Origin of the sequence: Mycobacterium sp., from assembly GCF_035653355.1 — a bacterium.
GTDB lineage: Bacteria > Actinomycetota > Actinomycetes > Mycobacteriales > Mycobacteriaceae > Mycobacterium.
Map to the genome: position 1 here is coordinate 1 of NZ_DASRBZ010000001.1, position 10,662 is coordinate 10,662.

The 10,662-nt window shown below is 68.3% G+C and carries 10 protein-coding genes and 1 pseudogene; 5 read left to right on the plus strand and 6 right to left on the minus strand.

Going from position 1 to position 10,662, the window contains the following annotated elements; genetic code table 11:
* Nucleotides 1–175 precede the first annotated feature (175 nt).
* Genes VFA16_RS00005 through VFA16_RS00020 form a run of 4 tightly spaced genes read right to left on the minus strand, consistent with a single transcriptional unit; the run spans nt 176 to nt 4,225 of the window.
* On the minus strand, nt 176–925 hold the full coding sequence (locus tag VFA16_RS00005) for a phosphoglyceromutase (RefSeq protein ID WP_324965842.1): 750 nt from the start codon (nt 923–925) through the stop codon (nt 176–178).
* Between the two features lie 13 nt (nt 926–938).
* Nucleotides 939–1,469, minus strand: coding sequence for a YbjN domain-containing protein (locus tag VFA16_RS00010; protein WP_324965850.1), 531 nt, complete (start codon nt 1,467–1,469; stop codon nt 939–941).
* A gap of 41 nt (nt 1,470–1,510) precedes the next feature.
* Nucleotides 1,511–2,860, minus strand: coding sequence for a D-inositol-3-phosphate glycosyltransferase (gene mshA, locus VFA16_RS00015; RefSeq protein ID WP_324965843.1), 1,350 nt, complete (start codon nt 2,858–2,860; stop codon nt 1,511–1,513).
* A gap of 45 nt (nt 2,861–2,905) precedes the next feature.
* Nucleotides 2,906–4,225 (minus strand): ROK family protein, encoded by a 1,320-nt coding sequence (locus VFA16_RS00020; RefSeq protein WP_324965844.1) that lies wholly within the window; start codon nt 4,223–4,225, stop codon nt 2,906–2,908.
* Between the two features lie 175 nt (nt 4,226–4,400).
* On the opposite strand from VFA16_RS00020, the gene VFA16_RS00025 reads away from it, so the two are divergent.
* Nucleotides 4,401–5,147 carry an SDR family oxidoreductase gene (locus VFA16_RS00025; protein ID WP_324965845.1) on the plus strand — a complete coding sequence of 249 codons (747 nt, stop codon included), beginning with the start codon at nt 4,401–4,403 and terminating at the stop codon, nt 5,145–5,147.
* Here the strand turns inward: VFA16_RS00025 and VFA16_RS00030 are convergent.
* Both VFA16_RS00030 and VFA16_RS00035 read right to left on the minus strand, forming a co-directional pair.
* Nucleotides 5,125–6,504, minus strand: a complete 1,380-nt coding sequence (locus tag VFA16_RS00030; protein ID WP_324965851.1) for a L,D-transpeptidase — start codon at nt 6,502–6,504, stop codon at nt 5,125–5,127. The two genes, VFA16_RS00025 and VFA16_RS00030, sit on opposite strands and share 23 nt — an antisense overlap.
* Nucleotides 6,492–7,568: a UDP-N-acetylmuramate dehydrogenase gene (locus VFA16_RS00035; RefSeq protein WP_324965846.1), complete on the minus strand. Its 1,077-nt coding sequence runs from the start codon at nt 7,566–7,568 to the stop codon at nt 6,492–6,494. Before VFA16_RS00035 ends, VFA16_RS00030 begins: the two co-directional genes overlap by 13 nt.
* A 26-nt stretch (nt 7,569–7,594) precedes the next feature.
* Between VFA16_RS00035 and VFA16_RS00040 the strand changes: the two genes are divergently transcribed.
* From VFA16_RS00040 to VFA16_RS00055, 4 genes and pseudogenes are all read left to right on the plus strand, one after another.
* The gene (locus tag VFA16_RS00040; protein WP_324965847.1) at nt 7,595–8,107 is read left to right on the plus strand and encodes a DUF2505 domain-containing protein; all 513 of its coding nucleotides are present in this window, start codon (nt 7,595–7,597) and stop codon (nt 8,105–8,107) included.
* 187 nt (nt 8,108–8,294) lie between these two features.
* Complete coding sequence (locus tag VFA16_RS00045) at nt 8,295–9,107, plus strand: carbon-nitrogen hydrolase family protein (RefSeq protein WP_324965848.1); 813 nt, start codon at nt 8,295–8,297, stop codon at nt 9,105–9,107.
* Nucleotides 9,104–10,204: a DUF2993 domain-containing protein gene (locus VFA16_RS00050; protein ID WP_324965849.1), complete on the plus strand. Its 1,101-nt coding sequence runs from the start codon at nt 9,104–9,106 to the stop codon at nt 10,202–10,204. Before VFA16_RS00045 ends, VFA16_RS00050 begins: the two co-directional genes overlap by 4 nt.
* A 43-nt stretch (nt 10,205–10,247) precedes the next feature.
* Nucleotides 10,248–10,662: pseudogene (locus tag VFA16_RS00055) on the plus strand (hypothetical protein); the annotation flags it as partial.

The window sequence follows — 10,662 nt, forward strand, 5'->3', positions numbered from 1 at the left end:
AAGACAACACCCCGGCCAGCACCAGCGCCGAGAACACAGTCACACAAAAATCCTACAAATCGGGTGAACGCGGCCCTAGCGGCGCGCGGCCAAAATCGGACAAGTCACACCTAACGGCGCAGGTATTCGGCCATTGTTTACGCGATGTTTGCCGACCGGTCGCCGAAAAGCCGGATCATCTGGCGCCCTGGCTCGCGACCGCGGCCGCACCGGCGGCGGCCGCCTCCGGGTCGAGATAGCTGCCGCCCGCCACCATCGGCTTGAGGTTCGCGTCGAGGTCGTAGCGCAGCGGAATGCCGGTCGGGATGTTCAGCCCGACGATCTCGTCGTCGGACATGCCGTCCAAATACTTCACCAGGGCTCGCAACGAGTTGCCGTGCGCGGCGATCAACACGGTCTTGCCGAACCGCAGGTCGGGCACGATGACGTCGGTGAAATACGGCAGGAACCGCGCGACCACGTCGGCCAGGCACTCGGTCAGCGGACCGCCGCCGATGTCCGCGTAGCGCGGGTCGGTGTCCTGGCTGAACCTGCTGCCCTTCTCGATCGGCGGCGGCGGGGTGTCATAGCTGCGCCGCCAGGCCATGAACTGCTCCTCGCCGTAGCGCGACTTGATGTCGGACTTGTCCAGACCCTGCAGCGCGCCGTAGTGGCGTTCGTTGAGCCGCCAGCTGCGGTGCACCGGAATCCAGTGCCGGTCGGCGGTATCCAGTGCCAGATTCGCGGTGGTGATCGCGCGGCGCAGCAGCGAGGTGTAGACCACATCGGGCAGCAGGTTGTGCTCGACCAGCAGCTCGCCGCTGCGCACGGCTTCGGCGCGGCCCTTGTCGGTTAGGTCGACGTCGACCCAGCCGGTAAACAAGTTGCGCGCGTTCCAGTCGCTTTCGCCGTGCCGCAGCAGCACCAGCATGCCAGCGTTTCGCATGCCGGCAAGTCTCTCACGAACGCTGGTCCGAACCGTCCTGACGGTCTTCGTCGTCGATGAGGTGGGCAAACGCCTGGAGGTTCTTCAGCGACTCCCCGCGGGACACCCGCCACTCCCACTCTTTTTGGATCGATGAACAAAAACCCAACTCCAGCAAGGTATTAAAGTCCGAATCCACCGCCTCGAGCACCTGCCCGAGCACCCGGTCGAGCTCGTCGACGTCGACCGACGCCAACGACATGTGGCCGATCAGGTAGATGTCGCCGACATTATCGAGGGTGTAGGCCACCCCGTAGAGCCGGCGGTTGCGCTGCAGCAGAAACCGGTAGACGCCCTCGTGGTTCTCGTCGGGCTTGCGGCACACGAACGCCTCGACCCGCACCGAGTGCTCGCCGATGCTCAACATGGTGTTGGTCTTGAGCTTGCGCTCACCGGGCAGCTCCACGATCAGTCCCGGCGGCCCGCCGTGCGCGCCTGCGTGCCGGCTGAAGTTCAGCTGGCTGGCGTTGAGCGCATCCTCGATCACCTGCTGCAAGTGGCCGATGGGCGCGGCGTCCGACCCGCCGTTGCCGTCGTCGGCGGGGATCACGCGCCCACTCCCCTAGGCGCCGCCCAGTGCCGGGCCCGTCGCGCCGACGCCAGCCCTCGCAGCGGGCGCCGCCGCGTCCCCCGGAATTCGCTGATCGCGCGGCGATAACTGGCCAGCAGCGCGTCGACGGTGTTGTCCCAGGAAAACGTCGCCGCATGCATGACCGCCGAGCGGCTCATCGCCGAGACCCGCGGGCCCGTGGCGAGCCGCAGCAACTCCTCGATGGCGTCGGCCCACCGATCGACTTCGTGGCCGGACACCAACCTGCCGCTGATTCCGTCGCGCACCGCCACCGGCAACCCGCCCACCGCGGCCGCCACCACCGGCGTCCCGCAGGCTTGCGCCTCCACGGCAACCAACCCGAACGACTCCGAATAACTCGGCACCGCAACGAGGTCCGCGGCCTGAAACAACCGGGCCAGATCCTCGCGGTCCTGAGGCGGCAAGAACGTCACCCGGTCGGTGATACCCAGTTGCTCGGCCAGGCGAACCAACCCGTCTGGGGCGGCCAGACCGCTGCCAGACGGTCCGCCGGCCACCACGATGCGCACTTCCGGCAGTCTGGCGGCGGCGCGCAACAAAATGTCGGGCCCTTTCAGCGGCTGAATGCGCCCGACGAAGGCCACCACGTGTTCGTCGAGCGGAAGGCCCAGCGCGGTCCGCGCGGCGCGGCGATCCCCGGGGCGGAACACGTCCAGGTCCACCCCGGGATGGGCGACGTCGATCCGCTGGGGGTCGGCGCAATGCAGCGAAACTAGTTGTGCCGCTTCGTCTTCCGTGTTCACGATCAGCCGGTCGGCCTCGTCGACCACCTGTTGCTCACCGACCGTGCGCAGCGGCGGCTCAGGGGTATCGCCGTCGGCCAGCGCCGCGTTCTTCACCGCGGCCAACGTGTGCGCGGTGTGAACCAACGGCACCGCCCAACGATCGCGGGCCAGCCAGCCGACCTGACCGGACAGCCAGTAGTGCGAGTGCACGATGTCGTAGTAGCCCGGTTCGTGGGCGGCTTCAGCGCGCAACACCCCGGCGGCGAACGCACACAGCTGCGTGGGCAGGTCGTATTTGTCGAGGCCTTCGAACGGTCCGGCTACCACGTTGCGCACCAGCACACCGGGCGCAACCCGCACGGTCGGCGGATCCGTCGACGCGGTGGCTCGGGTGAAGATCTCCACCTCGACGCCGCGACGGGCCAGGTGCAGCGCGGTTTGCAGCACGTAGACGTTCATCCCGCCGGCGTCGCCGGTGCCCGGCTGGGCCAGCGGCGAGGTGTGGACTGACAGCACCGCCACCCGGCGCGGATCGTGAAAACGGGAGACCTCGAGCCGGGGCAGTTCGCTGTTCCGCACACCGCCATCTTTGCAGTACCGCCCGCGCCGCCCCGACGCCGCAGGTCACGCCGACGTGTCGCGCGCAGCACCCCCCGCCACCCGCAGCGCGGACCCGTATGCGCCGCCAGCGGGTGAACTCTGGGCGCGGCGCATCGCTCCTAGCGGATCGGCGTAGAGCCCGCCCAGCGAGACGATCCCGGCCCCCGCCTCTTGCACCCGGTTGCCGAACGCGGTGACCCGGATATCGCGCGCCGGCAGCACCGAGCGGGCGGCGAACGCCGCCTCGACATGTTCCATGCCCTCGGGGTATTCGGTGAACGCCTGGCCGCCGACCACCAGGTCGTCGGGATTGAGCAGATCGCGCAGCAACGCCACCGCTTCACCGAGCACCCGCCCACGCTCGGCCAGCAGCTCTTGGGCTTGCTGGTTGCCGTTGCGCGCCGCCCGCACCAGCTCGGTGATCGCGCTGGCCGGCCCACCGGTGCGGGCCGCGGGCAGAATACGCAGCCGGCGGGCAGCGGCCAGCACCGCTTCGTCGCTGACAGTCGATTCCAGGTGCCCCGAACCGCCCAGCAGCTCGGAGTGCGCCGGCAGGTTGGCGATGGTGCCCGGACCGCTGGCCGGGCTGTGCACGCGGCCGCCGATCACCAGCGCATACCCCACGGTTTCCCGGGCGTAGACATACAGGCTGGTCGAGGAATTCGGCGCGAATCGGCGCATGCCGAGCAGCACTTCCGCACCGGCCATCGCGTCGACGTGGGACGCCACCGACACGGGCAGGCCAAGCACCTCCGCCAGCACCGGTCCGACCGGCGCCTGCCGCCACCCCAGCCGCGGATGGTCGACGTGGCCGGTGGCGCCGTCGACCACGCCGCCGATCGCTACGCCGACCCACAGCGGCCGGCGTCGATGCCAGCGCCGCAGGTAGCGATGTGCACCGTCGGCCAGCGATGCCAGCGCCGGTCCCTGCGCCGACCGCGGTGTGGGCGTCTCGACGGCATCGAGGGTGCGGCCCGCCAGGTCGGTGGCCACGATGCTGGTGGTCCGCGCGCCGATGTGGATGCCCAGGGTCAAAAACGGCTCGTGGTTGACTTCGACGGGCACGCGGGGGCGTCCGATGGCGCCGGCGACCGCCAAGTCGGCGCGTTCACGAAGCAGCCCGGCGTCGAGCAGCGCGATGACTTGTCGGTTGACCGTCGCGATGCTCAGGGAGGTGACGGTGGCGATGACGTCGCGTCCGATCGGGCCGCGCAATCGCACCGCTCGGAAGACCGATGCCGCGGCGGCGTCGGACAGGTGCAGCGACGGCGCGATGACGTTGTGCCGGGAACGCAGTGCGGGTTTACGGCTGTGCGAGTGGGTGGTGAGTGTGGTCGAGCGCACGAGTGTCCTTGTCGAGTTCCTGTGGCGGGCCGGGCCACACCAGCTTTGGGTTGTGGTCGCTCAGGAAGCGCAGACTGCGCGGCAACAACACGCACAGTCTGCGTAGAGACACAGCCCCAGCACGGCACTCAGGTACACACCGGGAAATTTAGCACGGTTATCTAGAGTTGGTCAGATGACGACACCTGAGGCGGACAAGCGGGTTGCGGTGGTCACCGGCGCCAGCTCGGGAATCGGCGCGGCAACCGCGAGAACACTTGCGGCACAAGGGTTTCATGTGGTCGCGGTGGCGCGCCGCGCGGAGCGGATCGCCGCGCTGGCTGACCAGATCGGCGGCACCGCCGTGACCGCCGATGTGACCGACGACACAGCGGTGGACGAGCTGGCGCGCGGGCTGGATCGGGTCGACGTTCTGGTGAACAACGCCGGCGGCGCCAAAGGATTGGAACCCGTCGCCGACGCCGACCTCGAGCAATGGCGCTGGATGTGGGAGACCAACGTGCTTGGCACGCTGCGGATGACCCGAGCGCTGCTGCCCAAGCTGATCGACTCCGGCGACGGGCTGATCATCACCGTCACCTCCGTTGCCGCTTTCGAGATCTACGACGGCGGTTCGGGCTACACGTCGGCCAAGCACGCGCAAAGCGCACTGCACCGCACGTTGCGCGGCGAGCTGCTCGGAAAACCGGTGCGGCTCACCGAGATTGCGCCAGGCGCAGTGGAAACGGAGTTTTCGTTGGTGCGCTTTGCCGGCGACCAGCAGCGCGCCGATGCCGTCTATGCCGGCATGACACCGCTGGTCGCCGAAGACATCGCCGAGGTGATCGGCTTCGTGGCCTCCCGGCCGCCGCACGTCAACATCGACAAGGTCGTGATCCGGCCCCGCGATCAGGCCAGCACTACCCGCCGGGTCGCACGCTAGGCCGCGTCGTGGTGGGCGTGCCTGACAGCGTGGGCGCGGTGCTCGGCGTAGCGGGCGCGGTGCGCGGCATTGCCGCGGGCGAGGGCTTGGATCCGCTCGGCGGCGGCAACGCCGACATCGACACCCAGGTGTCCCAATCCACGGCCCAGTCCCAGATGTCGCCGTCGGAGTAGGACAGCTGGATGGAGCTGCCGGTCACCTCCACCGGGTCGCCGTAGATCGCGCTGCTGTAGTACTGCTCGGCGTCGCCGGTCGAAAGGTTGATGCAGCCGTTGGTGACGTTCGTATTGCCTTGCGCCCCAGCGCTTGCCGGGTTGGCGTGAATGAATTCGCCGTTGTTGGAAATGCGAACCGCCCAGCGCTCGTGGATATTGCTGTAACCCGCGGCCGGATTGGACATGTAGAAGTCGGCGTATTTCTCGCTGACGACGTGGATTCCGTTGCGGGTGACGTTGCGCGGCTTGTCCGCTTCGCCGTAACTGCACGGGAAGTCCATGATGACACCTTCGTCGCGCACGACCTGGATGCGGTGCGAGGTAACTTCGGCTTTGACGATTTGGCGCCGCCCGATCTGGAAGTTCAGGCTCATGTCTTGCTTGCCGTACGTGCCGTCGCCGAACGCCAATCCGTACAGCTTGGCGTCGACATTGACCTTGGTGCCGGGCGGGTAATACTCGCGGGTGCGCCAGTGCACCCGCGATCCCTGCGCCTCGTCGGGCAGCCACGCCCAACAGCCCTCCACCGGTGGGTCGGTGGTGACGGTCAGGGCACGCTCGACGGCGGCCTTGTCTGCGATCGGCGCATCGAACTGGATGATGATCGGTGCCGCGATCCCGACGGTTTGCCCGTCCGCGAGCTGGAAACCGCCGTCGATGACCTTCTTCGGTGTCAGCGTGCTGAAGCGGCCGGCAACTGGGACCGCCTTGCCGTCGTGTCCGACCACCGAGCCGCTCCAGGTGTAGGTCGCGTCGTAGCCGAGCGGCTCGTTGATGGTGAAGACGGTGCGGTCGCGGTTGAGCGCGCCGGCCACCACCTTGCCGGCGGAGTTCTTCAGCGCCACATGCTGAAACCAGCCGTCGCGGACCTCGACGCTGACCGGTGCGGTGGGCGCGACATTGCGGGACGCGTCAACGGGATGAAACGTCAAGCTCGGCGCCGGGGGCGCTTTGGGCTTCGCGGATTCTTTGCTGCCACCGCTGACACAGGCGGCGAGCACGTTCGGTGCGAACACTCCCACCGCGAGCGTCGTCAAAGCCCGGCGCCGGGTAATCGGCGGCAGGGCGCGGGGTGTGCTCACGGCAGACAAAGATACCGGGGATACGGGCCCGTTCCGGTCAGCCGCGACTACAGAACGCAGCCGACCAGCACCGGTTCTGGCGTGAGTGTGATGGCAAACACATCGCGGACGCCGTCGCGCACGGTTCGGGCGAGCGCCACCACGTCAGCCGCGGTGGCGTGGCCGCGGTTGGTCAAAGCAAGCGCATGCTTGGTCGACAGCCGGCATGGGGCGCCTTCGTCAGCGGGATAGCCTTTGCTGAAGCCGGCTTGCTCCACCAGCCAGCCCGCGGCCAGCTTGACCCCACCCGGCGCCGGCCAGTGCGGCACCGGCCGGTCGGCCTGGGCGGCCAGTCGCTGGTAAACGGCTTGCGCGACAACGGGATTGGTGAAGAAAGATCCGACGCTCCAGGTGTCGTGGTCGGCGGCGTCGAGCACCATGCCCTTGCGTCGGCGCAAATTCAGCACCGCTTGGCGAACCGCTGTCGGCTCGGCTCGGTCGCCGGTGGCTCCACCCAGCGCTGCGGTCAACTCGCCGTAGCGCAGCGGCGCGCTGCGGCCTTCTGCATTCAGCTTGAACTCCACTTCCAAGACGACGGCCGCCTCCGAATGTTTGAGCACGCTGGTGCGGTAGCCGAAGCGGAGTTCTTGGCTCGGCACCCAACGCACGTCGCCGCTTCGCCGGTCGAGCAGCCGCACCCGGGTGATGGTGTCGGCCACTTCTGCGCCGTACGCGCCGACGTTCTGCACCGGGGTGGCGCCGGCCGAGCCCGGGATGCCCGATAGGCATTCCAGCCCACCCAGTCCGTGCTCGATGGCTGCCACGACGACGTCGTCCCACACCGCACCAGCCTCGGCGCGCACGGTGTTGCCGTCGATGCTGATGCGGCTGTTGGCCAGCCGGACCACGGTCAGGTCGGTCAGGTGGTCGGCGATGACGACGTTGGAGCCGCCGGCCAATACCAGCAGTGGTTCAGCATTCTCGGCATCCAGGTGCCGCAATGCAGCGACCACCTGCTCGGTGGTGGTGCAGGTGATCACGCGACGCGCGACCGGGCCGATTCGCAATGTGGTTAACGGCGCCAAGGCAACCGCCTCGGCGACATGAGCACCGGCGAACCGCGAACCGACACTGCCCCGTTTCATGGGCCTTGACGGTAGCCTGACCTGCTATGCCGCGTTCATTCGACATGTCGGCCGACTACGGCGGCACCGTCGAACAGGTTCACCGAGCGTTCAGCGACGAGAACTATTGGCTGGCCCGGCTGGCCGATTCCGGTGCTGACGACGCCACTCTGGATTCCATGCGATTGGGCGACGACGGCAGCATCGACGTGATCACCACCCAGGTGTTGCGCAGCGACCGGCTGCCGGGACTGGTCACCCAGTTCCACCGCGGCGATCTGTGTATCCGGCGAGAGGAGACGTGGGGCCCGGTCACCGACGGCAGCGCTCACGCGACGGTCACCGGGTCAATCCTCGACGCGCCGGTGGGGCTCACCGGTACGGCGGTGCTGGCGCCACTGCCGGAAACGGGCGGGGCGCGCCTGACCTTCCGGGCCACCGTCGAGGTGCGAATCCCGTTGGTGGGCGGCAAGATCGAGAACTTCATCGGCAACCAATTGGTCGAGTTGCTCATTGCCGAACAGCGTTTCACCACGATGTGGATCAGGGAGAACGCCTGACGGTTGTCGGCTGCCCACATCGGACTCAACCGCCTCATCAGTAGCTGAGAGAGGGGATAGTCCCTTCTCCGAATTGATGGCGCCTGCGATTATCACCCGGGGAGTTGCGGGCGCGCGGCGCGAGCGTGATGGCCCCTTGCGGTAGAGGCTTGGCCGATGGGGGCGATCCACCCCTAGGCTGGCGGTCATGCGGATTGCCTTGGCGCAGATCCTCAGCGGCACTGATCCGGCGGCCAACTTGCAACTGGTGCGTGAGTACAGCAGCCGGGCTGCCGACGCCGGCGCGACCTTGGTGGTGTTTCCGGAAGCGACCATGTCCCGCTTCGGCGTCCCGCTGAGGCCGGTCGCCGAGCCGGTCGACGGACCGTGGGCCGACGGGGTGCGCCGGATCGCAGCAGATGCCGGCATCACGGTGATCGCGGGGATATTCACCCCCGCCGGCGACGGGCGTGTCACCAACACGCTGATCGCAGCGGGACCGGCCGTCGACGCCCACTACGACAAGATCCACCTCTATGACGCATTCGGCTTCACCGAGTCGCGCACCGTCGCCCCGGGGCGGGAGCCGGTGATGATCACCGTCGACGGCGTCGACGTGGGATTGACAACCTGCTACGACATCCGGTTCCCGCAGCTCTACATCGAGCTGGCCCGCCGCGGTGCCCAGCTGATCACGGTCAGCGCGTCGTGGGGCTCGGGCCCCGGCAAGCTGGAGCAGTGGACGCTGCTGGCCCGGGCCCGTGCGCTGGACTCAACCAGCTACGTCGCCGCGGCCGGTCAGGCCGACCCGGGCCCGACCGACTCCAAGGCCCCACTGGGCGTGGGCGGCAGCCTGGTGGCATCGCCGTTCGGCGAGGTCGTAGCGGCTGCGGGCGCCAAGCAGCAGCTAGTGCTCGCCGACGTGGATCTCGACACCGTTGCCGCGGCCCGCGACACGATCGCCGTGCTGCGAAATCAGGCCGCCATCCCCCACGTCGATAAGGCAGAATCGCGCGGGTGACAAATCCGCAAGGGCCGCCGCACGAGGACCCGTCGGAATGGGCCCGCCCAGCAAGCGAGGGCCCAGCTGCGCAACCCGAGGCGCCGTCCGAGGCGCCAACCGGGCAAATGCAGCCCGGTGAGCAACAGCCGCCGGGTGATCGCACCGAGCCGGTGCCGGATCAGCCTGAGCCCCCGCCGAGCCCGCCGACGCCGCCGACGCAGGACTACCCGGCAGCGCCGCCCGGCCAGCCGCCGTACCCGCAGGACTACCCCGCTGCACCCCCGCCCGGCCAGCCGCCGTACCCGCAGGATTATCCGGCTGCACCCCCGCCTGGTCAGCCGCCCTCGGAAGGCACACCAGCACCAGTGAAAACCAAGCGCCGCTTCCTCCGCGACCCGCTGTCGATCGTTCTGGTCGTCGTGATTGTGGTGGCGCTGCTGATCGCGGGTGTGATCGGAGCCGAACTGTATGCCCGCCACCGTGCCGACAGCGTGGTGGCCGCTGCGACTGAATGCGTTGTGCAGGACAAGGTGAGCGTCTCCTTCGGCCCGACCCCGTTCTTGTTGCAGCATCTGACCGGCAATTACCGCGACATCTCGATACACACGGCGGGCAACCAAGTTCGCAGCGCCAAGGGCATGAAGGCCGACATCCACATCGACAAGGCCGATTTGAATGGCAACGCCAACTCGAAGGGCACCATCAGCGCACTCGACGCCAACGTGACCTGGTCGTCAGAAGGCATCAAGCAAACGGTGCAAGTCGCTGTCCCGTTCCTGGGTGGCCTGGTCAACACCGTGACCACCAATCCCGCTGACGGCACGGTCGAACTCAGGGGTGCGCTGGGCCTGGGCAGTGTCACCGTCAAGCCGCAGGTGGCGAACAACGGGTTATCGCTGCAGGTGGTCAAGGTGACGGCGCTAGGCACCACGGTGCCTCACGAAACGGCGCAGGCCGCGCTGGACACCTTTGCGTCCAGCCTCACCAACGACTATCCGCTCGGCATTCATGCCGACAGCGTGCAGGTCACCAATGACGGTGTGGCAGCGCACTTTTCGACACGCAACGCGTCGATTCCACCCGGCGAATCGGACCCCTGCTTCGCCAAGCTGTAAACCTCATAGACTTCGCTCGGCTCGATAAGGCACAATCGCGCTGGTGACGAATCCGCAAGGGCCTTCCGGCGGCGACCCCTCGGAGTGGGCGCGCCCGACCACTCCTCGGCCGCAAGCCACTCCTCCCTCCCAGTCGCCGACCCAGCGGATCCCACATCCCGGCCGTCCGCAGGAGCCGCGCCGTCCGCAGGAGCCGCGGCGCCCGGCCGGCCCCCCGCCGCGTCACCCTGGACCGCCACCGACGTCCCGGCCGCAACAGCCCGGCCCGCCCCCGGGTCCACCGCCGCAACAGCCTGGCCCGCCCCCGGGTCCACCGCCGCAGCAGCCCGGCCGCCCGCCAACCCAGCAGCCGCGCCAGCCCGGTCCTGGGCCGCAGGGATCCGAGCAGGCCACAACCCGACTGTCCACCCAACCCGAGTCGAAAGACACGTCGGTGAAAACCCATGGCGGCTTCTTCC

What these genes read in the sequence shown, in the direction of transcription:
- VFA16_RS00040 (WP_324965847.1), top strand. Translation starts at nt 7,595, where the DNA reads ATGCCGCGTTCATTCGACATGTCGGCCGACTACGGCGGCACCGTCGAA.
- VFA16_RS00045 (WP_324965848.1), top strand. Translation starts at nt 8,295, where the DNA reads ATGCGGATTGCCTTGGCGCAGATCCTCAGCGGCACTGATCCGGCGGCC.
- VFA16_RS00005 (WP_324965842.1), bottom strand. Translation starts at nt 925, where the DNA reads ATGCGAAACGCTGGCATGCTGGTGCTGCTGCGGCACGGCGAAAGCGAC.
- VFA16_RS00035 (WP_324965846.1), bottom strand. Translation starts at nt 7,568, where the DNA reads ATGAAACGGGGCAGTGTCGGTTCGCGGTTCGCCGGTGCTCATGTCGCC.
- VFA16_RS00025 (WP_324965845.1), top strand. Translation starts at nt 4,401, where the DNA reads ATGACGACACCTGAGGCGGACAAGCGGGTTGCGGTGGTCACCGGCGCC.